This is a genomic window from Pseudomonas sp. MYb193, from assembly GCF_002966775.1.
In the GTDB taxonomy this organism is placed as follows: Bacteria; Pseudomonadota; Gammaproteobacteria; order Pseudomonadales; family Pseudomonadaceae; genus Aquipseudomonas; species Aquipseudomonas paracarnis.
Window position 1 is genome coordinate 563,887 of record NZ_CP023269.1, and the last position, 23,745, is coordinate 587,631.

18 protein-coding genes and 1 riboswitch are annotated in these 23,745 nt (G+C 60.5%); of the genes, 13 read left to right on the forward strand and 5 right to left on the reverse strand.

What is annotated here, in order from left to right:
* The first annotated feature begins 92 nt into the window (after positions 1-92).
* On the forward strand, positions 93-983 hold the full coding sequence (locus tag CLM72_RS02470) for a LysR family transcriptional regulator (RefSeq protein WP_105225536.1): 891 nt from the start codon (positions 93-95) through the stop codon (positions 981-983).
* A gap of 23 nt (positions 984-1,006) precedes the next feature.
* A complete protein-coding gene (waaA, locus tag CLM72_RS02475) occupies positions 1,007-2,284 on the forward strand; it encodes a lipid IV(A) 3-deoxy-D-manno-octulosonic acid transferase (protein ID WP_105225537.1) in 1,278 nt (425 codons plus the stop codon).
* Between the two features lie 118 nt (positions 2,285-2,402).
* On the opposite strand, the gene CLM72_RS02480 is transcribed toward waaA, so the two are convergent.
* Complete coding sequence (locus tag CLM72_RS02480; protein ID WP_032893875.1) at positions 2,403-3,842, reverse strand: TolC family outer membrane protein; 1,440 nt, start codon at positions 3,840-3,842, stop codon at positions 2,403-2,405.
* Between the two features lie 196 nt (positions 3,843-4,038).
* Positions 4,039-4,144: riboswitch (TPP riboswitch) on the forward strand.
* Positions 4,145-4,293: 149 nt separating this feature from the next.
* Between CLM72_RS02480 and thiC the strand changes: the two genes are divergently transcribed.
* Positions 4,294-6,183 (forward strand): phosphomethylpyrimidine synthase ThiC, encoded by a 1,890-nt coding sequence (gene thiC / locus CLM72_RS02485; RefSeq protein WP_105225538.1) that lies wholly within the window; start codon positions 4,294-4,296, stop codon positions 6,181-6,183.
* A 182-nt stretch (positions 6,184-6,365) separates the two neighbouring features.
* On the opposite strand, the gene CLM72_RS02490 is transcribed toward thiC, so the two are convergent.
* A complete protein-coding gene (locus tag CLM72_RS02490) occupies positions 6,366-7,112 on the reverse strand; it encodes an RsiV family protein (RefSeq protein ID WP_054896254.1) in 747 nt (248 codons plus the stop codon).
* 193 nt (positions 7,113-7,305) lie between these two features.
* On the opposite strand from CLM72_RS02490, the gene CLM72_RS02495 reads away from it, so the two are divergent.
* From CLM72_RS02495 to CLM72_RS02535, 9 genes are all read left to right on the forward strand, one after another.
* The gene (locus tag CLM72_RS02495) at positions 7,306-7,923 is read left to right on the forward strand and encodes an NUDIX domain-containing protein (protein ID WP_034125636.1); all 618 of its coding nucleotides are present in this window, start codon (positions 7,306-7,308) and stop codon (positions 7,921-7,923) included.
* Entirely contained in the window at positions 7,914-8,363 is a 450-nt protein-coding gene (locus CLM72_RS02500; RefSeq protein WP_105225539.1) for a DUF1249 domain-containing protein, read from the forward strand. Before CLM72_RS02495 ends, CLM72_RS02500 begins: the two co-directional genes overlap by 10 nt.
* Before the next feature lie 97 nt (positions 8,364-8,460).
* Positions 8,461-9,273, forward strand: coding sequence for a 3',5'-cyclic-AMP phosphodiesterase (gene cpdA, locus CLM72_RS02505; protein ID WP_105225540.1), 813 nt, complete (start codon positions 8,461-8,463; stop codon positions 9,271-9,273).
* A gap of 178 nt (positions 9,274-9,451) precedes the next feature.
* The gene (locus CLM72_RS02510; protein WP_105225541.1) at positions 9,452-10,060 is read left to right on the forward strand and encodes a YqiA/YcfP family alpha/beta fold hydrolase; all 609 of its coding nucleotides are present in this window, start codon (positions 9,452-9,454) and stop codon (positions 10,058-10,060) included.
* Between the two features lie 46 nt (positions 10,061-10,106).
* On the forward strand, positions 10,107-12,011 hold the full coding sequence (gene parE / locus CLM72_RS02515) for a DNA topoisomerase IV subunit B (protein ID WP_003188026.1): 1,905 nt from the start codon (positions 10,107-10,109) through the stop codon (positions 12,009-12,011).
* Positions 12,011-13,006 carry an esterase-like activity of phytase family protein gene (locus tag CLM72_RS02520; RefSeq protein ID WP_105225542.1) on the forward strand — a complete coding sequence of 332 codons (996 nt, stop codon included), beginning with the start codon at positions 12,011-12,013 and terminating at the stop codon, positions 13,004-13,006. Before parE ends, CLM72_RS02520 begins: the two co-directional genes overlap by 1 nt.
* Positions 13,007-13,076: 70 nt before the next feature.
* Positions 13,077-15,341, forward strand: coding sequence for a DNA topoisomerase IV subunit A (gene parC, locus CLM72_RS02525; RefSeq protein WP_020301636.1), 2,265 nt, complete (start codon positions 13,077-13,079; stop codon positions 15,339-15,341).
* Between the two features lie 173 nt (positions 15,342-15,514).
* A complete protein-coding gene (locus tag CLM72_RS02530) occupies positions 15,515-16,228 on the forward strand; it encodes a membrane integrity-associated transporter subunit PqiC (RefSeq protein WP_032873461.1) in 714 nt (237 codons plus the stop codon).
* A gap of 163 nt (positions 16,229-16,391) precedes the next feature.
* The gene (locus CLM72_RS02535; protein WP_105225543.1) at positions 16,392-18,962 is read left to right on the forward strand and encodes a hypothetical protein; all 2,571 of its coding nucleotides are present in this window, start codon (positions 16,392-16,394) and stop codon (positions 18,960-18,962) included.
* Positions 18,963-19,015: 53 nt separating this feature from the next.
* Here the strand turns inward: CLM72_RS02535 and CLM72_RS02540 are convergent, their stop codons facing one another.
* Positions 19,016-20,563: a HAMP domain-containing protein gene (locus CLM72_RS02540; protein ID WP_105225544.1), complete on the reverse strand. Its 1,548-nt coding sequence runs from the start codon at positions 20,561-20,563 to the stop codon at positions 19,016-19,018.
* Between the two features lie 133 nt (positions 20,564-20,696).
* Here CLM72_RS02540 and serB point away from each other — a divergent pair, with 133 nt between their 5' ends.
* Complete coding sequence (gene serB, locus CLM72_RS02545) at positions 20,697-21,911, forward strand: phosphoserine phosphatase SerB (RefSeq protein WP_003188034.1); 1,215 nt, start codon at positions 20,697-20,699, stop codon at positions 21,909-21,911.
* Between the two features lie 141 nt (positions 21,912-22,052).
* Here serB and asd read toward each other — a convergent pair whose 3' ends face one another.
* A complete protein-coding gene (gene asd / locus CLM72_RS02550; RefSeq protein WP_054896259.1) occupies positions 22,053-22,913 on the reverse strand; it encodes an archaetidylserine decarboxylase in 861 nt (286 codons plus the stop codon).
* A 15-nt stretch (positions 22,914-22,928) separates the two neighbouring features.
* Positions 22,929-23,744: a rhodanese-like domain-containing protein gene (locus CLM72_RS02555; RefSeq protein WP_105225545.1), complete on the reverse strand. Its 816-nt coding sequence runs from the start codon at positions 23,742-23,744 to the stop codon at positions 22,929-22,931.
* Between the last annotated feature and the right edge of the window lies 1 nt (position 23,745).

Consider the following 23,745-nt stretch of genomic DNA (forward strand, 5'->3'; position numbering starts at 1 on the left):
CGAGGTGATGCGCATTTGATAAGGTCGGCATTCTAGAGGTTCGCCAGATGGGGTAAAGTCATTACCTATCTGGAATTGAGATGGGTTGAGCCATGAGCGTGCGATGGGATCTGGAGCAGATGCGGCTGTTTGTCAGCGTCGCCGAGCAGCGTTCGTTTTCTGCCGTGGCCCGTGGGCAGCGCAAGGCGCAATCGGCGGTCAGCAATGGCATTGCCCTGCTGGAGGCGGACTTGGGCGTTGTCCTGTTCGAACGTAGCAGCGGCCGGCAACCGCGCCTGACCGAGGCCGGCAGTGTGTTGTTGGAGGAAGCGCGTGAGGTGCTGCGCCAGTGTGAGCGCCTCACGGGCCGGGCCTTATCGTTGACCCGCGGCGAGGAAGCCTGCCTGCGCCTGGCCCAGGATGAGGCGATGTTGTTCCAGCCTGTGCTCGACAGCCTGGAGGCGCTGGCGGTGCACTACCCGCTGTTGGAGGTGCAGTTGTCCAGCGCGGCTCAGGGCGATGTGGCGCGCAAGCTGGTGGAGCGCAAGGCGGACCTGGGGTTGTTGTTCTATCACGACCAGATTCCCGAAGCCCTGGAGCGAAGGGTGGTGGGCAGTGTGGAAATGGTCACGGTGTGCGGAGTCAATCACCCGTTGGCCAAGGAGCAGTACGTGACGTGCCAACACCTGGCCCAGTTTCGCCAGTTGCTGATGTCGACCCAGACCAGCGTCTACCCCGGCAGCGAGGCGGCCAGCCCCCTGGTGTGGCGCGCCGACAGCTTCTACGTATTGGCCGAATGGCTGATGAGTGGCCTGGGCTGGGCCTGGCTGCCTCGGCATATCGTGCAATACCCGACCTATCAGCAACAGATGGTCGAATTGGCCAGCGAATGGACCCCGCCCGCCCTGGTAGTGGAACTGGTGTGGCGCCGCGACGAGCACCTTGGGCCCGCTGCGCGCTTCTTGGCCAAACGTTTTGCTGAGTGCTTGCAGGCGATCGACTGAAAAAGCCGATAAACTCCGCCGCCATGAATAGAACTCTCTACAGCTGTCTGTTTTACCTGGCGCTGCCGTTGGTGGCTTTACGCTTGTGGTTGCGTGCACGCAAAGCGCCGGCCTATGCCAAGCGGGTGGGCGAGCGGTTTTCCTATGGCTTGCCGGTGATGCGGCCCGGCGGGATCTGGGTGCACGCGGTGTCGGTCGGCGAAAGCATTGCCGCCGCCCCGATGATTCGCGGCTTATTGGAGCGTTATCCACAGCTGCCGATGACTGTCACCTGCATGACACCCACAGGTTCCGAGCGTATCCAGGCGCTATTTGCCAACGAACCGCGCATCCAGCACTGCTACTTGCCGTACGACTTGCCCTGCGCCGCCAAGCGTTTTCTCGACCGCGTGCAGCCTACGCTGGCGGTGATCATGGAAACCGAGCTGTGGCCCAACCATATCCATGCCTGCGCCCAGCGCGGTATCCCGGTGGCGCTGGCCAATGCGCGGCTGTCGGCGCGTTCGGCCAAGGGGTATGCGCGATTTGCCAAGCTGACGGCGCCGATGCTGGCAGAAATGAGCTTGTTCGCGGTACAGACCGAGACCGAGGCTGAACGTTTCCGCAGCCTGGGTGCACGTCCTGAAACTGTGGAGGTGACCGGCTCGATCAAGTTCGACCTGAGCATCGACCCTCAGTTGACGGCCCGCGCCGCCGCCCTGCGTGAACAATGGGGCGCCAGCGAGCGTCCGGTCTGGATCGCCGCCAGTACCCACGAAGGTGAAGACGACGTGGTGCTGGCAGCTCATCGCCTGTTGCTGGCGAACTATCCCAATGCACTGCTGATTCTGGTGCCCCGTCATCAGGAGCGCTTTGGCCCGACGTTTGAGCGCTGCGTGCAGCAAGGGTTTGCCACCGTGCGTCGCTCCAGCGGTGAGCCGGTCACCGAGCAAACCTCGGTGCTGCTTGGCGACACCATGGGCGAATTGCTGTTTCTTTACGCCCTGGCCGACAGCGCATTTGTCGGCGGCAGCCTGGTGCCGACCGGCGGGCACAACCCGCTGGAACCGGCGGCGCTGGGTAAACCGGTGATCATGGGCCCGCATGTCTTCAACTTCCTCGACATCACCGCGATGATGCGCGACGCCGGGGCTTTGCGGGAGGTGGACGATGCCGATGGGCTGGCCGAGGCGGTGCGACAGTTGTTTGAGTTGCCCCAGGACGCACGCAAGATGGCGCAGGCGGGGCTCAAGGTGATGCAGGCCAATCAGGGCGCTTTAAAGCGTTTACTGGATGGCTTGGACAGACTGATCAAACACTGACCACACCAACCCAATGTGGGAGCTGGCTTGCCTGCGATAGCATCACCTCGGTGTACCAGATATACCGAGGTGTCTGCATCGCAGGCAAGCCAGCTCCCACATGGGTTCGGCGGTGCGCTTAATAGCCGGGGCGGGCCTTGAGCTGTTCGGCAGCGGCTTTGGCCAGGTCCGGCGGCAGGAAGTCTTTGTCCGGGTTGTAGTCGGCCTTGAGATAGCGCGCCAGATCCTGCAAATCCCCCGGGTTGAGCGTGCCTGCCGCCTGCTTCAAGCGCAGGTTATCGAGGATGTAGTCGTAGCGGCTGTTGTTGTAGTTGCGCACTGACGCGTACAGCTGGCGCTGTGAGTCCAGCACGTCGACGATGTTGCGCGTGCCCACCTGATAGCCGATTTCCGTGGCTTCCACCGCGCTCTGGTTGGAGATGATCGACTGACGGCGTGCCTGTACCTGCTCCACATCGGTGTTGACTGCACGGTGCAGGTTGCGGGTGTTTTCCACTACCTGGCGGCGCAGGCCTTCGCGCTGTTGTTCGGTCTGGTCGAGGCGCGAATAGGATTCGCGCACTTGCGAACTGGTGAGGCCGCCGCTGTAGATCGGGATGTTCAAGCGCAGGCCGACGGTGCGTTGCGACACATCGCCACCGTACGGGATAGGCAACTGATTCGGGTTGCTGAAGCCCAGGGCGTCGTTGTCGCCTTTTTCGTATTGCGCAACCGCATCGAGCGTCGGCAAGTGGCCGGCTTTGCGCTGCCGAAGGGTTTCTTCAGCAGCGGTTACCGCGTAATTGCTGGCGAGCAGGTTGAGGTTCTGGCGCCCGGCGGTTTCGACCCAGGCCTTGGCATCGTTCGGCGCCGGCGGCAACACCGGCAGCGTATGGACGATGCCTTGGATCGAGTTGTATTGGCGGTTGGTCAGGGTGATCAGCGCTTCGAAAGCGTCGTCCACCTGGCGCTGGGCCAGGATGCGGTTGGCCCGTGCAGTGTCGTAGCTGGCTTGTGATTGCAGCACATCGGTCTTGTCCGACAGGCCCACATCGAAGCGTTCGTTGGACTGGTCGAGCTGGCGCTTGAAGGCATTTTCTTCGGCTTTGGTCGACGCCAGGTTGTCCTGGGCGCGCAGCACAGCGAAGTAGCTTTCGGCACTTTGCAAAATCAGGTTCTGCTCGGAGGCCGATAGTTGCAGCGAGGCTTGCTCGTTGACCGCTTGGGCGGCTTGCAGCTGGAACCAGCGGTCGGCACGGAACAGCGGCTGGCTCAGGGTGGCGCGCCAGGAGTGGGCGTCACGGTTGGCCGTGGCGGCCGGTTGGTCGATTTGGGTGCGCACGTTATTGCTGTCGGCACCGGCTGACAGGTTCGGCAGCAAACCTGCGCGGGCCTGGGGCACTACTTCTTTTTGCGCGCCGTACTGCGCACGGGCAGCGGCCAGGTCGGCGTTGTTGTTCGCCGCTTCCTGATAGACGCTGACCAGGTCGGTGTTGGCGGACAAGGGCGCTTCAGCTGCCCAGACCAGTCCGTTGGTCGCACAAGACACGGCAACAGCCAGTGAGAGTTTGCGCAGCATGAGGCGATCCCTAATTTTAATATTACGACTATAATTTAGCGCTCAAGGCTAAGGCTGGCCATGCCTGGCGTCAAGCCTTGAGGCCGTGCCCGAGTGTAGTGGCCGTACCGTCACACAACAATCCCACGATCACGCCATTCATCACGCTGAATGCACCGCTATTGGCAATTTGCCCACGCCATGGTCTAGACTGGCCGCGTTCTTGTCGGGGTGCCTTGTTGGAAGGCTGAGATCGGTAAATACCGGATCCCGTTGAACCTGATCAGGTTAGCGCCTGCGTAGGGAACAAGATTTCTCGTCACCCGGCGAGTCCTCTTGTGCTTCGTCCGGGATCTTGTTCGACAATCGAACAGCCCTCGTGCGCCAAGCACAGCACTGATTCCAGTGCGTCCGTCCGTCACAGGTTCGCTCCGACAAAAATCCACCGCCTGGATAAGTTGGAGAGCCTGTGATGAGTACAAAACTAAAAAATACCGTGCACCTGAGTGAATCGGCCAAGGTCGACTCCGGCTCTGTGCAGCCGTTTACCCGCTCGCAAAAAATCTACGTGCAGGGCTCGCGCCCGGATATTCGCGTGCCGATGCGTGAAATCAGCCTGGACGTGACCCCCACTGAGTTTGGTGGCGAAATCAACGCCCCTGTAGTGGTCTACGATACCTCCGGCCCCTATACCGACCCCAATGTCATCATCGACGTGCGCAAAGGCTTGGCCGATGTGCGCTCGCCGTGGATCGAAGAGCGTGGTGACACCGAGCGGCTGGCCTGCTTGAGTTCACGCTACGGCCAGGAACGTCTGGATAACCCCGACCTGGCCTACCTGCGCTTTGCCCACCTGCAAAACCCGCGTCGGGCCAAGGCCGGCGCCAACGTCAGCCAGATGCACTACGCGCGCAAAGGCATCATCACGCCAGAAATGGAATACGTGGCCATCCGCGAAAACATGAAGCTTGAGGAAGCCCGCGCCAGCGGCCTGCTCAAGCAACAACATGCCGGGCACAGCTTCGGCGCCAGTATTCCGAAAATCATCACGCCCGAGTTCGTGCGCGAAGAAATCGCCCGCGGCCGCGCAATCATCCCGGCCAACATCAACCACACTGAGCTGGAACCGATGATTATCGGCCGTAACTTCCTGGTGAAGATCAACGGCAACATCGGCAACAGCGCCTTGGGTTCGTCCATTGAAGAAGAAGTGGCGAAGATGACCTGGGGCATTCGCTGGGGCTCGGACAACATCATGGACCTGTCCACTGGCAAGCATATCCATGAAACCCGCGAGTGGATCATCCGTAATTCGCCCGTGCCGATCGGCACCGTGCCTATCTATCAGGCCCTGGAAAAAGTCGACGGCGTTGCCGAGGACCTGACCTGGGAGTTGTTCCGCGACACCCTGATCGAGCAAGCCGAGCAGGGTGTGGACTATTTCACCATCCACGCCGGCGTGTTGCTGCGTTACGTACCGCTGACTGCCAACCGCGTGACCGGCATTGTCAGCCGTGGCGGCGCGATCATGGCCAAGTGGTGCCTGGCCCATCACAAGGAAAACTTTGCCTACACGCATTTCGAAGAGATCTGCGAAATCATGAAGGCCTATGACGTCAGCTTCTCCCTGGGGGATGGCCTGCGCCCGGGGTCTGTGGCCGATGCCAACGACGCTGCGCAATTCGGTGAACTGGAGACTCTGGGCGAGCTGACCAAGATCGCCTGGAAGCACGACGTGCAAACCATGATCGAAGGCCCTGGCCATGTGCCGATGCAACTGATCAAGGAGAACATGGACAAGCAGCTGGAGTGTTGCGACGAGGCGCCGTTCTACACCCTCGGCCCGCTGACCACTGATATTGCGCCGGGCTACGACCACATCACCTCAGGCATTGGCGCGGCGATGATCGGTTGGTTCGGTTGCGCCATGCTCTGCTACGTCACGCCCAAGGAGCACTTGGGGCTGCCGAACAAGGATGACGTGAAGACCGGGATCATCACCTACAAGATTGCGGCCCACGCGGCCGACCTTGCCAAAGGCCACCCTGGCGCGCAGATTCGCGATAACGCCCTGAGCAAGGCGCGCTTCGAATTCCGCTGGGAAGACCAGTTCAACCTCGGCCTGGACCCGGACACCGCACGGGCATTCCACGACGAGACGTTGCCCAAGGAATCGGCCAAGGTCGCGCATTTCTGCTCCATGTGTGGGCCTAAATTCTGCTCGATGAAGGTCACCCATGAGGTGCGTGAGTACGCGGCCAACCAGCGCATTGATGCGGTGGATGTGGACGTGGCCAAGGGGTTGGCCGAGCAGGCGGAGCGGTTCAAGCGCGAAGGCAGTCAGCTCTACAAGAAGGTCTGATCCCTAGGCGGCGGTGTCTGCACCGCCGTCATCGCGGGCGAGCCCGGCTCCCACAGTTGGCCGAGTGGTACACAGATTTTGTGTTCACAAACGGTCCCCTGTGGGAGTCGGGCTTGCCCGCGATAGCGATCCGACAAACACCCAATCTCCCTCTGCAATAACACCCTTGAACCACCAACCGATCAACGGCGTGCGGGCACCAGCTCAGGCTTGATCACACCGGTGAGGCGCGTATAGGGCAGGGTGATTTCGATCAGCCCCTGTGCGTAAGGGGCGATGGTGCTGACGTTGTACTTAAGCACCACACCGCCGCTGGTCAGGGCCACGTTCGGGGTTTTCTGGAACGGCCAGCTCTTCACGAACTCCGGATCGCGGTCCATCTTGGTGCTGATCAACCAACTGTTGTGGGCAACTTTCGCGGTGTTCCAGAAGGCCTGCTCCTGGCCGGGCAGCAGCATGTCGGCCAGGGTCAGTTCCTTATGCAGAATCCGTGAATAGTTGATAAACCCACGGCCTGGCTCGCCGTGGGCGACACCGGTGTCCAGGTAGCTGGACACTTCAACGATCACCAGTCCGTCATGCTGGTCACGTACCTTGGCTTGCAAGTACATGCCATGGCGGTCCGGCGACTCACGCAGGAAGGTGTTCCGGTAGGCGTTCAGGCTCGCCGGTACGCTGGCGCCAGGGGTGGTGCGGGTCATTTGCAGCAAACGCTGTTCCACCAGGCTGTCGAGTTGTGGCTCGGTGGGGAAATGCACGGTGTCGATGTTCACCAGCGGGCAGGCTGGGCTGTCACAGCCGGGCTTGATCTGCTCCGATTTGTCGGTGGTAACGTCCAGCGGCTTGAGATAGGCCGGTTGGAACAGGCTCTGGCAAGCACCCAGGGTCAAGGCAATACAGGCCACGGAGGCGATTTTTAAAAGCGACATGTGTGTCCTTCGTAAATCGATGGAAAGCGAAAAGAGTAGCGCTTGGACTGCCAACGTGGCCGCCAGTTCGCCACTAAACTGATTGCAGCGAGTTTGACGCTCGCCGCCTCTCCCGGCAACCGCAAAGGGGCTGCATCAACGAACGTCGGCGCGTTAGGATGGCGCCCATCGCACGAGCTTAACGAGGGACACCATGACGGACATCGCGAAGTCGACGCCGAACAAGATCGAGATTGTTCAGCGTGACAATGCCTATAAAGGCTTCTACAAGCTCGATCGCGTGCAACTGCGCCACGAAAAATTCGACGGCGGCATGAGCCGGGTGATCAACCGCGAGGTGTTCGTGCGTCATGACGCCGTGTGCGTGCTGCCCTACGACCCGCTGCGCGATGAGGTGGTGTTGATCGAACAGTTCCGCGTCGGCGCCATGGGCCGCGCCGATAACCCCTGGCTGGTGGAGATGGTCGCCGGCCTGATTGACAAGGATGAGCAACCCGAGGAGGTTGCACACCGCGAGGCCGAGGAGGAAGCTGGGCTGACATTCTCCGCGCTGTGGCCGATCACCAAGTATTTCCCGTCGCCGGGCGGCAGTACTGAATTTGTCCACCTGTACCTGGGCCGATGCGACAGCTCGGGCGCGGGTGGTGTCCATGGATTGGAAGAAGAAGCAGAAGACATCCGCGTCACCGTCTGGGCATTCGAAGATGCCTTGCAGGCGGTGCGCGATGGCAAGATTTCCAACGCAGCCAGCATTATCGCCCTGCAATGGCTTGCGCTTAATCGCGCGGAAGTGAGGGGGTTATGGCAGTAAAGGTACGGGAACGTTATCGAGTTGACCTGATCGGGCTGCAAGCGGCCTGCGAGGCCAACTATGCGCGGCTGATGCGCCTGCTCCCGGACATGCGTCACACCCCCCAGGCGCGGCGAATCGCCGTCACCCATGGCGACCAGATGCTTGGCGTGCTGACCCTGGAAGTCATTCTCACCTGCCCATACACCACCACCCTGCGGGTACGCCAGGAACACAGCCTGCCGTGGTTGCCGGTGCCGCAACTGGAAGTACAGGTGTACCACGACGCCCGTATGGCCGAAGTGATCAGCGCCGAGCACGCACGACGCTTTCGCAGCATCTATCCTTACCCGAATGTGTTCATGCACCAGCCCGATGAGAAAGCACAGCTCAATGTGTTCCTCGGCGAATGGCTCAGCCACTGCCTGGCCTTGGGCCATGAGTTTGAAGTGGTGCGGTAAATGTGAACTGTGCCTGCTTCCTTGGGTTTCCTCTTTGTGTCCTGCCCCAGCATAATCGCGCCAAATGTCCATTCCTGTAGTTGCCAGGGAGAGCGCCTTGCCGAGCGTATCCGCCGTGAATCCTGATGCCGTGTTGCTGGTGCAGTTGTCCGACAGCCATCTGTTTGCCGACGCTGACGCCACGCTGCTGGGCATGAATACCCGTGAAAGCCTGCAGCGGGTGGTCGAGCTGGCGCGCGCGCAACAGCCGACCATCGACCTGATACTGGCGACCGGCGACTTGTCTCAGGACGGCACGCTGGCGTCCTATCAGCAGTTTCGCGATTTGACCGCTCCCCTTGGCGCCCCGGCGCGCTGGATTCCCGGCAACCACGACGAACCGCAGGTCATGGCCCAGGCTGCCATGCACAGTGATTTGCTCGAACCGGTGGTGGATATCGGCAACTGGCGTATCACCCTGCTGGATTCGGCGGTACCCGGGTCGGTGCCGGGTTACTTGCAAGACGAGCAACTGCAAAGGCTGGCGCAGGCCTTGAGCGAAGCGCCGGACCGCCATCATCTAGTGTGTTTCCATCATCATCCGGTGCCCATCGGCTGTGCGTGGATGGAGCCGATCGGCCTGCGCAACCCCGAGGCGCTGTTTGCCGTGCTTGAGCGCTTCCCGCAGACCAAGGCATTGCTTTGGGGCCACGTGCATCAGGAGATCGACGGCGACCGCAACGGTGTGCGACTGCTGGCTTCGCCGTCCACCTGTATCCAGTTCGCGCCGGGAAGTGAGGATTTCCAGGTCAGCGAGCAGGCGCCGGGTTATCGCTGGTTGCGTTTGCATGGCGACGGACGGTTGGAGACGGGGGTAGAGCGTTTGGTGGGCTTCGCATTCACCGTCGATTACGGCAGCAACGGCTATTAAGACCTGCAAACACTGATCAAAGGGTGGGAGCTGGCTTGCCTGCGATGGCGGTGTACCTGGCGCTGACTCGTTGACTGAATCGCCGCCATCGCAGGCAAGCCAGCTCCCACATTGGGTCCGCTTCTGCCTGCATTCCCTGTAAACTGCGCCTCTTTGGCCCCAGCATGGAGAGCCCGGCATGTCCGCTTCGATCCTGTATATCCACGGTTTCAACAGTGCGCCGGCTTCCAACAAGGCCAGCCAGTTGACCGCCGTGATGGGCGCCCTTGGCCTGTCCGACCAGTTGCGCGTACCGGCGCTGCATCACCACCCTCGTCAGGCGATTCTTCAATTGGAGCAAGCGATTGCGCAACTGGGCCGGCCACTGCTGGTCGGCAGCTCACTCGGCGGCTACTATGCAACCCATCTTGCAGAACGCCATGGTCTCAAGGCGTTGCTGGTCAACCCGGCGGTCAGTCCCCATCGGATGTTTGACGGTTACCTGGGCACCCAGAAGAACCTCTACACCGATGAGACCTGGGAATTGACACAGGACCACGTCACGGCCCTGGCCGAGCTGGAAGTACCGGCGCCCCAGGATGCCGCGCGTTATCAGGTGTGGTTGCAGACCGGGGACGAAACCCTGGATTATCGCCTGGCCCAACAGTATTACCGGGCCTGCGCCTTGCGCATCCAGGCCGGTGGCGACCATGGCTACCAGGGGTTCGCCCAGCAATTGCCGGCACTGTTGTGTTTTGCCGGCATTGGCGCAGATCAGTTTCAATCCTTCGATTTTTCGTCACTGTAAAAAATCGCAGGTCACTTTTTAATCGAACGACTCACGACGAGACCCCATGGCCACTCCCAGCGCTAGCTCTTATAACGCCGACGCCATCGAAGTCCTCTCGGGCCTCGACCCGGTGCGCAAACGCCCCGGCATGTATACCGACACCAGTCGGCCGAACCACCTTGCCCAGGAAGTCATCGACAACAGCGTCGACGAAGCCTTGGCCGGGCACGCCAAGTCGGTGCAAGTCATCCTTCACGCCGACCATTCCCTGGAAGTGTCCGACGATGGTCGTGGCATGCCGGTGGACATTCACCCCGAAGAGGGTGTGCCGGGCGTCGAGCTGATCCTTACCAAGCTGCATGCCGGCGGCAAGTTCTCCAACAAGAACTACCAGTTCTCCGGCGGTTTGCACGGCGTGGGTATTTCCGTGGTCAACGCGCTGTCGACCCTGGTGCGGGTCAAGGTCAAGCGCGATGGCAACGAGTACCAGATGACTTTCGCCGATGGCTACAAAGCCACCGACCTGGAAGTGATCGGCACCGTTGGCAAGCGCAACACCGGCACCAGCGTGTACTTTGCGCCGGACCCCAAGTATTTCGATTCGCCCAAATTCTCCATCAGCCGCCTCAAGCACGTGCTCAAGGCCAAGGCTGTGTTGTGCCCGGGCCTGCTGGTCAGCTTTGAAGACAAAGGCACCGGCGAGAAGGTCGAGTGGCACTACGAAGACGGCCTGCGTTCCTACCTGGAAGACTCGGTCAGCGACTTCGAACGCCTGCCCAACGAGCCGTTCTGCGGCAGCCTGTCGGGTAATAAAGAAGCGGTGGACTGGGCGCTGCTGTGGTTGCCCGAAGGTGGCGACAGCGTGCAGGAAAGCTACGTCAACCTGATCCCCACGGCCCAGGGCGGCACCCACGTCAACGGTTTGCGCCAAGGCTTGCTGGATGCCATGCGTGAATTCTGCGAATACCGCAGCCTGTTGCCGCGTGGCGTCAAGCTGGCGCCGGAAGACGTGTGGGAGCGCATCGCGTTCGTGCTGTCGATGAAGATGCAGGAGCCGCAATTTTCCGGCCAGACCAAAGAGCGCCTGTCGTCCCGCGAGGCGGCGGCGTTTGTCTCTGGTGTGGTCAAGGACGCGTTCAGCCTGTGGCTCAATGAGCATCCCGAGCTGGGCCTGGCCCTGGCGGAGCTGGCGATCAACAACGCCGGCCGGCGCTTGAAGGCCAGCAAAAAGGTCGAGCGCAAGCGCATCACCCAGGGCCCGGCACTGCCGGGCAAACTGGCCGATTGCGCCGGGCAAGACCCGATGCGTTCCGAGCTGTTCCTGGTCGAAGGTGACTCCGCCGGCGGTTCCGCCAAGCAAGCGCGGGACAAGGAGTTCCAGGCGATCCTGCCGCTGCGCGGCAAGATCCTCAACACCTGGGAAGTCGACGGCAGCGAAGTGCTGGCCAGCCAGGAAGTGCACAACATCGCCGTAGCCATCGGGGTCGACCCGGGTGCGGCGGACATGAGCCAGCTGCGCTATGGCAAGATCTGTATCCTCGCCGACGCCGACTCCGACGGCCTGCACATCGCTACCTTGCTGTGCGCGTTGTTTGTGCAGCACTTCCGCCCATTGGTGGATGCCGGTCACGTCTACGTCGCCATGCCGCCGCTGTACCGCATCGACCTGGGCAAGGAGATTTTCTACGCTCTGGACGAAGCCGAGCGCGATGGCATCCTCGATCGCCTGGTGGCCGAGAAGAAACGCGGCAAGCCTCAGGTCACGCGATTCAAGGGCCTGGGTGAGATGAACCCGCCGCAACTGCGCGAAACCACCATGGACCCGAACACCCGGCGCCTGGTGCAGTTGACCCTGGAAGACTTCGCCGCCACCTCGGAAATGATGGACATGCTGCTGGCTAAGAAACGCGCTGGCGACCGCAAGACCTGGCTTGAATCCAAAGGCAACCTGGCCGAGGTTCTGGGCTGATGCGCACAGGCTTCGCCCTGGCGATCCTGATGTTGAGCGGGCTGGCGGTCACCCAGGTGGCCGCAGCCAGCGTGGCAGAGCTCAAGCTGGTCTCGGAACACCCGGTTGACGGCATGCACGGTGGGAACCTGTCGGGCCTGGCGTTGTGTGGCAACGAGCTGTGGACGGTTTCGGACCGCGATGACGGCCAGATCTACCGCCTGGATACCCGTGCGCCGACGTGGAGCGCGCAAGCGCTGAAGATCGACGTGCCGCCCGTGCCCGAGTCCGGCCTGCCTTGGGGCTTGCGTTCGCGCACCAAGGCCGCTTCGTTCATACGTGGTGGTGACCTGGACTTTGAAGGCATCAGCTGTGATGCCGCAGGCAATCGTTATATTGTCAGCGAAGCCCATGCCGCAGTGTTGCAGGTGCCCGCGACGGGCGCGCCGGAGTGGTTGAAAATCGCGCCGGGCATGGTGCGTGAAGCCAGGGCCAGTGGCATGTTGCTGCACTTTAATGCCTTGTTCGAAGGCTTGGCGGTAAACCCTGAAGGCAATCAGATCTGGCTGGCTGCCGAGCGTGAACGCCGTGGCCTGGTCTCGATCAAGCGTGGGCAGAGCGTATGGGATTGCGATGGTCGTTGTGTATTGTTGAGCGAGGCCGGCCAGGAAGTGCAACCGGCGCAGTTCCCCAACGCCAAGGCCGTGTCCAAGGACTTTGCCGACTTGTCGCTGTTCAACGGCAAGCTGTTTACCCTGGAGCGCAATGCGTTCCAGATCTGCCGGCGCGACCCGCTCACGGCCAAGGTTGAGCTGTGCTGGTCGTTTGCCGACGAAACCCTGACGCCACAGCGACGTTACCCGCAGTCGTATGGCCTGGCTGAAGCCCTGTTGGTGGATGCCGACGGTGCCTGGGTCGGGATCGACAACAACTTCGGCCCGCGTGCCGATGGTGAAAAACGCCCGATCGTCTATCGTTTTGCCGCTCCGGATGGCGGCTGGAGTGCCCAGCCATGAATCGAGATTTTTTTGAATTGAATCAGCGCAGTGGCAGTTCCGCTGCGCCTTACCCCATGATGAGGCCCGCATGAGTGACATCCTCGCAGACAGCTTAGATGGCGTAGAACGCCGGTCGCTGGCTGAATTCACCGAAAATGCCTACCTCAACTACTCCATGTACGTGATCATGGACCGTGCCTTGCCGCATATCGGCGATGGCCTGAAGCCCGTGCAACGGCGCATCATCTACGCCATGAGTGAGTTGGGACTGGACGCCGATTCCAAGCACAAGAAGTCGGCGCGTACCGTCGGTGACGTGCTGGGTAAATTCCACCCCCACGGCGATTCGGCGTGCTATGAAGCGATGGTGCTGATGGCCCAGCCGTTCAGCTACCGCTATACCCTGGTGGACGGCCAGGGTAACTGGGGTGCACCGGATGACCCCAAATCCTTCGCCGCCATGCGTTACACCGAGGCGCGGCTGTCGCGTTATTCCGAAGTGCTGCTCAGCGAGCTGGGCCAGGGCACTGCCGACTGGGGGCCGAACTTTGACGGCACCCTCGACGAACCCCTGGTGTTGCCGGCGCGTTTGCCGAATATCCTGCTCAATGGCACCACCGGTATCGCGGTCGGCATGGCCACCGACGTGCCGCCGCACAACCTGCGCGAAGTCGCCACCGCCTGCGTGCGCTTGCTGGATGAGCCCAAGGCTACGGTCGAGCAGCTCTGCGAGCATATCCAGGGCCCGGATTACCCGACCGAAGCAGAGATCATCACGCCGCGCGCCGACCTGCTGAAGATGTACGAAACGGGCAAGGGCTCGGTGCGTATGCGTGCCGTGTACCACATTGAGGACGGCGACATTATTGTGACCGCGCTTCCGCACCAGGTATCGGGTGCCAAGGTGCTGGAGCAGATCGCCGCGTTGATGCAGGCCAAACCGTCGAAATTGCCGCAGGTGGCCGACCTGCGTGACGAGTCCGACCATGAGAACCCGTGCCGCATCGTGATCATCCCGACCAATAGCCGGGTGGATCATGAAGTGTTGATGCAGCATTTGTTTGCCAGCACCGACCTGGAGTCCAGCTATCGGGTCAACGTCAATATCATCGGCCTGGACGGCAAACCGCAGTTGAAGAACCTGCGCAATCTGCTGGTGGAATGGCTGGAGTTCCGCGTACAAACCGTGCGCCGCCGCCTGCAATTTCGCCTCGACAAGGTCGAGCGCCGCTTGCACCTGTTGGACGGCTTGCTGATCGCCTACCTCAACCTGGATGAAGTGATCCATATCATCCGTACCGCCGAGCATCCAAAGGCCGAGCTGATCGCGCGTTTCGAGCTGAGCGAGATCCAGGCGGACTACATCCTCGACACCCGCTTGCGCCAGTTGGCACGCCTGGAAGAAATGAAGCTGCGCGACGAGCAGGATGCACTGCTCAAGGAACAAGCCAAGCTGCAAGCCCTGCTGGGCAGCGAAGCCAAGCTCAAGAAGCTGGTGCGCAGTGAACTGATCAAAGACGCCGAAACCTATGGCGATGACCGTCGCTCGCCTATCGTCGAGCGCGCTGAAGCCAAGGCCCTGACCGAAACCGAGCTGTTGCCCAACGAGAAAATTACCGTCGTTCTGTCGGAAAAGGGTTGGGTTCGCTCCGCCAAAGGGCATGATATTGACGCCACCGGCCTTTCGTACAAAGCCGGTGATGGCTTCAAGACCGCTGCCGCCGGGCGCTCCAATCAATTCGCGGTGTTTATCGACTCGACCGGGCGCAGTTATTCGGTGCCGGCCCACACCCTGCCGTCTGCGCGGGGGCAGGGCGAGCCTTTGACCGGGCGCCTCACGCCGCCGCCGGGGGCGAATTTCGAGTGTGTGCTGTTGCCGGACGATGATTCGCTGTATGTCATCGCCTCCGACGCCGGTTACGGTTTCGTGGTCAAGGGTGAAGACCTGCAGGCCAAGAACAAGGCGGGCAAGGCGCTGTTGAGCCTACCGAACAACGCCAAGGTGATTCTGCCGAGGCCGGTGGAGGATCGTGAAAGCAACTGGCTGGCGTCGGTGACCACCGAAGGGCGTTTGCTGGTGTTCAAGATCAGCGACTTGCCGCAGTTGGGCAAGGGTAAAGGCAACAAGATCATCGGGATTCCCGGTGACCGGGTGGCCAGTCGTGAGGAGTATGTGACTGACATCGCCGTGGTCCCGGAAGGCTCTACCCTGGTGCTCCAGGCCGGCAAGCGCACGTTGTCATTGCGCCCTGACGACCTTGAACACTACAAGGGTGAGCGTGGCCGGCGAGGTAACAAACTGCCACGAGGCTTCCAGCGAGTGGATGCCTTGCTGGTCGAAACGCCGGTTTAAGCGGTACTAGAGGCCTCGATCTACGATTTAACGCGTAGATCGATGCTTTCGCGCTGGAGTCATGGCGCATATTCACGGATGATATGGCCTTTCCAGCGCCGGCGTGGCCGAGCGTGTTCAGGTTATTTTTAGTATTACATTGTGGTTCGCCTTGTGGCAGCCACTTGGATGGGATGATGACTGCTCCACGCCTTCCTCTATTTTTGATGCTCGCTGGCCTTTTGGGGTTGGCGGGTTGCAGCACACATCAACCGGTGTCGCTGTACCAGCTGGACAGCGGAAGTCCGGCTCAGCCAGCCCAAACCGCTGGCATGGCAGTATTGCTGGGGCCGGTAGTCGTTGCCGATTACCTGCAACGCGAAACCCTGCTTCAACGTCAGAACGACGGCAGCCTGCAAGGTTCCACAGATGGTCGTTGGGCCGGTAGCCTGTCGTCGGATATCAACCAGTTGATGTTGCGTCAGGTCGCCGGCCAGTTAGACAGCCAGCGAGTGGTCCTGGCGCCGGGACCCTCCGGGTTCACCCCGGATGTACAGGTGTTGCTGACCATTACGCGGCTGGATTCCGGCAAGTCGCAACCGGCGATCCTGGATGCACAGTGGCGCCTGATCGACCGTCGCGGGCAGGTGCGGGACAACCGCATTGTGCACCTGCAGGAAGAACACGCCGGCACCACTGCGTCCCAGGTCCAGGCCCAGGGTGTGCTGTTGCAGCACTTGGCACAGCAGTTGTCGGTGGCCCTCAAACCACTGGCCAACCAGCCGCCGATTGCCGAAGCGCAGCCGCGTAAACAGGCCCCCGCCCAGGCCAAGCCTGCGGCCCCGGAAAAACCGAAGATGCCGATGGCCACGCCGATTCGCACGGATCTGGAAGTGTTCAGGTTCTGATCTGAGATTTTTTTTTGAAAAAGCCCGCCAAGCCCGCGGGCTTTTTCATGCCTGCTGTAAAACGCCAGCGCCTAATTCTGCGTACCTGTTAATTCTGACAGTATCCAGCTGCGCATAAGGTCTCTAGTGTGATTTCAGTCCTATCTCTTAAGGTACTGAGCTCATGAAAAAAATATCGATCTTCCTCGCTTGGTTTTTTTGTAGTGCATTAAGTGTTGCTCTCATGGGCTGTAGCCATGAAGTTAATCGTGAATTTGGCGGCCTTGAAAATGATGAACTTCCGCCAGCCGAAGGTGAACTGTCAAGCTTGAGTCAGATAATCCGCCCTGTGACGGGCACCAAGAGGATGTTGGTCACGGTAACCCATTGGCAGGGAGAGCGTGTGTTGGACAGGGATCAGGTGGAGTTGCATACGCTGTCTACTGATCCTAATTCATTACGCTCTTATATTCTGGCTGCGTCCGGTGGAAAGCTGAAGTTGGAGGGGCGGGTAGTGGAGGCGACGTCTGGACCGAAGCCTGAGGGATGCTCTATGTCCACGTCTATCGCGGAGGGTCGCAAGACTGCCGAAAAGAATGGCCTTAATCCCGATGATTTCGACTATGAAATTAACATCGTTAATTGTGGCGGTGGCGCCTTGGCCTATACCCCCGGTAGGCATGTTGGAGTGTTTGGCAAGGCAGGCTCCCCGCATGTTTACAAGCACGAGCTTGGTCATAATTTAGGCTTTCGTCATGGGGGAAGCCTCATAGGCTGCCCCCGCAATGGCGCGTCTGTGAGTGCGCCTGTTGATTGCACTTACGTTGAGTATGGAGACACTGGTGACTCAGTGTCAGGTGGTGGCACGCTTTATCCTGCGGTCAGCCGCCGCTATGCCGGCTGGCTGGATGATGGCCAGGCGACGACTATCACGCGCACCGGCCTTTACAGTTTGAAGGTGTTGGGACGCGAAGGCCCGCAGCTGTACCTGATCAAGATCCCTGAAACCCATTCGCCCGGTGGGGCCTACTACCCGTTGTTGTCGCTGGAATACAGGAAACCTACGGTCTTTGATAACTTTCCGGAGAATGACAACCGGGTCAATGGCGTGTGGATGCGTTATGCGAGGGAGCAAGGCGTGCAGAATGTGCAGATTGATGCCACGCCAGAGACGCCAAGAACCAACGATCCTACGCTACTTGCGGGGCAGACATTTGAGGACTCTTCCCGCAAGGTTAAAGTGCTTGTGTGCAGCGCCGGGCCGGACGAGGCGATAGTCGCGGTCGCGCTTGATGGGGCGGGTTTTCCTTACTGTACAACCACGGTCCCCGCTCCCGTCATTGCGGTCCCCCTCGAGGGGGCCAGTACCGGTAAACAGCCAGTATTTGCCGGCACTGCCTGGCCTGGCGCACGTATTGAAATAGTAAATGCTTCCAAGCCCGCGGAAGTCGAGGGCACTGCCATTGCCGATGGCAACGGCAACTGGTCGGTGTACTCGCTGTCAGTGCATGATGTTGGCAGTTATTCCTATACCGCTCGACAAACTTTTGGGGGAAGAACCTCGGTGTTATCTGGCAATCGCAGCTTCAAGGTGGCTGAACTGAGCGTGCCTGCGGCAATAATCGAGACCCCCGCCCAAAATGTCGAAGTTGGCCGCCTGCCGCAAGTGTCAGGTACCGGTGTCCCTGGTGCTACTGTGGTGTTGCTTAAATCCTACGATCCTTACAATCCGCTGGCCACTACTAGGGTCGATGGCTATGGCCGCTGGTCAGTGCGCATAGAGCGCCCTCTACCGATAAGTCCACCCGCCTTTACCATGACCGGCTATCAAACCCTTGATGGAAAACGTTCGGGTTGGCTGGCGAACAGGACACTCAAGGTTGTTGATGTACCTGATCCGGCGATTATCCAAACGCCGGCCCAAAGCGTCAGAACGGGCCGCCGGCCTTTTGTGACCGGTACGGGTGTAGCAGGTGCTACTGTTGTGTTGATGCAGTCGTACAAACCTGAAAATATTTTAGCCACTACTACCGTCGATGGTTATGGGCGATGGGCCACGCAGGTTGATAATCCGCTGCCGATAAGCCCACCCGCCTTTACCATGACTGGATATCAGTCGATTGAGGGGAAAAGATCCGGTTGGTTGGCCAATAGAACTATCCAAGTTGTCGATGCTCCCGATCTGGCGATTATCGAAACCCCTGCACAAGGTGTGAAAACAGGACGACGGCCAGTTGTGTCAGGTAGTGGTATTGCGGGCGCGACCGTCGTGTTGCTCAAATCGGGTGACCCGTATAACGCCTTGGCGACCACCACTGTCGATGGCTATGGACGCTGGTCGGTGCAGGTTGATCAGCCTCTGCCGGTCACAAACTCCTTTGTCATGACGGGCTATCAGCAGCTTGACGGTAAAATCGCCCGCTGGTTGGCGAATAGGACCTTCCAGGTAGTGCAGGTTCCCGATGCTCCGGTTATCGAAACCCCTGCCGAAAATCAGACCGTTGGCCGCCAGCCTCTTGTAAAAGGCACTGGCGTTGTGGGGGCCGTGGTTGAGTTGAATCAGGAGAACAGGCCCGGAGTTCCACTTGGGTACGCGGTTGTCGATGGTTTTGGACAATGGTCTGTCCAGATAGAAAGGCCGCTACCCGTCGGGTCCAACTTTAAAATGAGTGGGTATCAGCTTTTGGACCAGGTCAGGTCAGGCTGGATTCCACGCCGAACCATAAATGTCGTGGATAGCAAGAAAATCAAATAGTACTAGAAAGCCCGCAGGTGTTTGTTCTCTGCGGGCTTGTGATCATCAGTGCATTAGTCTTGGAGTCGACCCTTGTTGCGGGTCTCATGCATCCGCGCCAATTGCCGCTCCAGCATCGACGGATACGGCTCCATCAACCGCTCCACACAACTGGCCCCTTCAGGGCTGGCAATCGGGCGGATACGTGCGCGTTGGCGGATCAGCGTGTCTTCACTGATCTTGCGCTCCACCAACAGCAGGTTACGGCTGTGCTGGGACAAGGCCAGGGCATCCTGGGCGATTTCGGTGAGTAGCAGGTCGATCTGGCTGATGCCAAACAGGTCGTCACCCACGGTTAGACCCAACTGCAGTTGCAGGGTAATGCCGCTGTCCGCCACTTCGATCTGCAGGGCATGGCCCAGGGCGCGCAACAGCTCGCCGCAGCAGATGGCATTGGTCAGGTAGTCCTCGCCGCTGTCTTCGCTGTGGAACAGCATCAGCGTGCTGCCATCGTTCAGGGTGTGCAGTTCGCTCTGGTAGAGCGAAGCGGCCTGGTCGAGGCAGTCGCGGTAGCGTTCGAGCAGTTCGGTCAGGCGGGCACGGGGCAGGCGGCGCAGTTGATCCTGGGCGCCCAGTTGCACGGCGAGTACGGCACTGTGCTGTGGCTCGGCGTTCTTGACCGCAACCGGTTTGGGCGCAGCGACTGGGGCGGCTGCCGAGGTGTCGCGCAGGTCGGCGAACGGGTCTTCGTCGCCCAGCTCGTCTTCCTCGGCCTTGATCACATGGCGCGGCGCAGGCTTGAGGCCGGCCACCGGGGCGCTTTCGTCGAAGCCCGGGTCGCGCAGGTCGCGCACTTCAAACTCAGGCTCGTCGGCGTAGTCCTCGGCGTCGTCGTACTCAGGCTCGGGCTCGACTTCAGGCGCTTTTGGCTCCGGGGCAAAGCTGGCGTGGAGCTGGCGCGCGAGGTCGCCGATTTCGTCCTGGCGATCAGTGGCCGGGGTGTGTTCGTCGATATCCCGCAGCCAGATGCGCAGTTGCATCAACGGCGTGGAGATATGCCGGCCCAGGCGCAGGCTCAAGGCCAGGGCCAAAGCGAGCAGGATCGCGCTCAGAATACCCATGCTTTGCAGGCTGATGGTCATCGGCTGCTGGAACTGTTGCATATCAAGGCTGATACGCAGTTGGCCGGCCTTCACGTCCTGGAACGTAATATTGCTCTGATACAGGCCTTCGGCCTCACCGAGCAGGCCGTTTTTCGGGCGTTGCCCGGCCTCGGCCATGATCCGGTTGTCCACGCTATAGATAGCGGCGTGGGCCACGAGCGGGTTCTTGGTCAGGTTGTTGAGCAACACGTTGAGGCTGAGGATGTCGTTGGACACCAGCAACTCAGTCGCCGAAGTGGCAGTCTGGGTTGTCAGGCTCGCGCCCAGGGCGTCAGCTTGCTCGTGCATGGCCTGCTTGAACTGCAAACCCATCACGCAGGCGTAGATCACCAGGGCCAGAGCGACCAGGATCACGTTATGGCTGGCGATGCGCAATGCAATCGGTACACGGCGATGGCGCAGTGCCCGGAAGATCAGCAGGAAGAAGTTATCGGTTTTTACTGGCGTGGGCCGGTTCACTTGCGCTCGGCTCTTGGTCCGTGAAGTTGACGCGCAGTATAGCGACAGGCCCATGGCCGGCAAAGCGCTGGCTGTGCCCGATGGTCACTGAAAGTGGGTAGAATGCGGTTTTTTTCCAGCCTGGGGGTGCGCTTTGCGCGAAATTGTCCTGATCAACATCACGGGTGAAGACCGGCCGGGTCTCACCGCAGCCATTACCGGCGTCCTGGCCCAGGGTGGTGTGAACATTCTCGACATCGGCCAGGCGGTGATCCACGACACCTTGTCGTTCGGCATCCTGGTGGAGATCCCCAGCACCGAACAGGCCTCCTCGGTACTCAAGGACATCCTGTTTACGGCGTATAAGCTCGATCAACAGGTACGTTTCACCCCGGTGTCCGAAGCTGACTACCAGCACTGGGTCGAAGGCCAGGGTAAAAAGCGCCATATCGTCACCCTGTTGACCCGCAAGGTAACGGCTGAGCAGTTGCAGCGCGTCAGTTCGATCACCGCGCAATACGGATTGAATATCGACCATATCGACCGTCTGTCGGGTCGCATGCCCTTGGACACTCCGGCTGACAAAGGCAAGGGCTGCATCGAGTTCTCTGTGCGCGGTGAACCGGCTGACGCGCAAGCGCTGCGCGCCGATTTCCTGAGCGTGGCCCAGGAACTGAATGTCGATATCGCCTTCCAGGAAGACTCCCTGTTCCGTCGCAATCGCCGCTTGGCGGTGTTCGACATGGACTCCACCTTGATCGAAGCCGAAGTCATCGACGAGTTGGCCAAGGCGGCCGGTGTGGGCGAGCAAGTCTCGGAGATTACCGAGCGCGCGATGGCCGGCGAGCTGGATTTTCGTGCCAGCTTCAAGGAGCGTCTGGCGCTGCTCAAAGGCTTGGACGTTGGCGTGCTGGACTCGATCGGCGCGTCGCTGCGCCTGACTGAAGGCGCCGAAACCCTGTTCGCCGAACTCAAGCGCCTGGGCTACAAGACCGCCATCCTGTCCGGCGGCTTCACTTACTTTGCCAAGCAGTTGCAGGCCAAGCTGGGCATTGACTATGTATTCGCCAACGAGCTGGAAGTGGTGGATGGCAAAGTGACTGGCGTCGCGGTGGAGCCGATTGTCGACGCCCAGCGCAAGGCCGACCTGCTCAAGGAATTGGCCCATAAGGAAGGCTTGCGCCTGGAGCAGACCATTGCGGTCGGCGACGGCGCCAATGACTTGCCGATGCTGGCGATTGCCGGGTTGGGCGTGGCCTTTCGCGCCAAACCGTTGGTCAAGCAGTCGGCCAAGCAGGCGATTTCGACCTTGGGGTTGGATGGCGTGCTGTATCTGCTGGGCTTGCGTGACCGCGACGGTCAGCTATAAGCCGATCTCACTGTAGAAATACAGGCAAAAATGCGGGAGCCGGGCTTGCCCGCGATGGCGGAGTGTCAGTCAACACATCATTGACTGAACGGCCGCTATCGCAAGCAAGCCCGGCTCCCACATAGGTTCTCACCAGTAATATCAGGCTTTAGCAGCGGCGATACCCTGGCCCATCTGCACCGGCGTACCCGCTGCCAGTTCTTCAGCCCACTTCACCTGGTCCGGCCCGAACAATACGATGGCGGTCGATCCCAGTTTGAAGCGACCCAGTTCCGCACCTTTCTCCAGATGAATCGGCGCGCGGGCCGCTTCGTCGTAGCGGAAGGTTTTCAGCTCGCGTTTCGGCGGCGTCACCAAACCGGCCCACACGGTTTCAATCGACGCAACGATCATCGCACCTACCAACACCACGGCCATCGGGCCGCGTTCGGTGTCGAACAAGCAAACAACGCGCTCGTTACGGGCGAACAGTTCCGGCACGTTTTCGGCGGTGGTCTGGTTGACCGAGAAAATCCGCCCTGGCACATACACCATTTCGCGCAGGGTACCGGCCAGTGGCATATGTACCCGGTGGTAGTCCTTGGGCGACAGGTAAATAGTCGCGAAGTCGCCGCCCATGAACGGCGCAGCCATTGCCGCATCGCCACCGAGCAGTTCCAGCACGCTGAAGCTGTGGCCCTTGGCCTGAAAGATACGGCCATGTTCGATCGGGCCAAGCTGGCTGACCGCGCCATCGGCAGGGCTCAGCACTGCGCCTGGGGTTGGATCCAACGGGCGGGCGCCGTCTTTCAGCGCGCGGGTGAAGAAGGCGTTGAAGTGCTCGTAGGCGGTCAGGTCTTCCACCAGGGCCTGGGACATGTCCACCTGGTAGCGCTTGGCGAACCAGGCAGTGAAGGCGTTCTTGAACCAGCGCACGCGGCACTCGGCGATACAGCCGGCCAGGCGCGACAGCAAGTGGTGCGGCAGCAAGTACTGGCTGAGGATAAACAACTGCTTTTTCATAACTGTCCTTAAACCTTAAATCTCAACGGGGGTGTCGGGGTGGTTGCCCCATTCGCCCCAGGAACCGGCATAACCTTTGACTCGCGGATAACCGAGCGCCTTGGCCACCAGGTAGGTGAAGCCAGAGCGGTGGTGAGTCTGGCAGTGGGTGATGATTTCTTTGTCTTTGGTCAGCCCGAGGTCTTCGAGGATTTGCGGCATGTCACGGCGGATACGCAGGCTGCGCGCCTTGTCCATGCCGGCGGTCCATTCGAAGTTCACCGCGCCGGGAATGTGGCCGCCCTTGGCTGCGAGCACTTTCTCGCCGGAATACTCCAGCGGGCCACGAGCGTCCCAGATCCCCAGGTCGGCCGCGCCGAGGCGGCTTTGCAGGTATTCGCGGGTGGCTGTGGGGCCGTCGTGCAGCGTAAGGCTGACCGGGCCGCCGGCTGCTGGGGGCACAGCGGTGGAAAGCGAGTGCCCTTCCTCCAGCCAAGCCAGCAGGCCGCCGTCGAGGTAGTGATATTTCTGGTGGCCGATCACGTCGAGCATCCAGATAAAACGCCCGGCCCAACCGCCACCTTCGTCGTCATAGACCACATAGGTGGCGTCCGGGGTGTGGCCCAGTTCGCCGAACAGTTTTTCCAGGTCGGCCTTGCTCGGTAGCAAGCCAGGTGCCGGTGGCTGGCCCAGTTGGGTGCGCTTGGGGTCAACGAAATGCGCGCCGGGGATATGCCCTTCGGCGTAGCGGGCGATACTGGTGAGGTCCACCAGTATCAGGTGCTTGGAATCGAGGCGACCCAACAGGTCGGCGGATTCGATCACCAGCGGCAAGCCAGAGAAGTCAGGCATG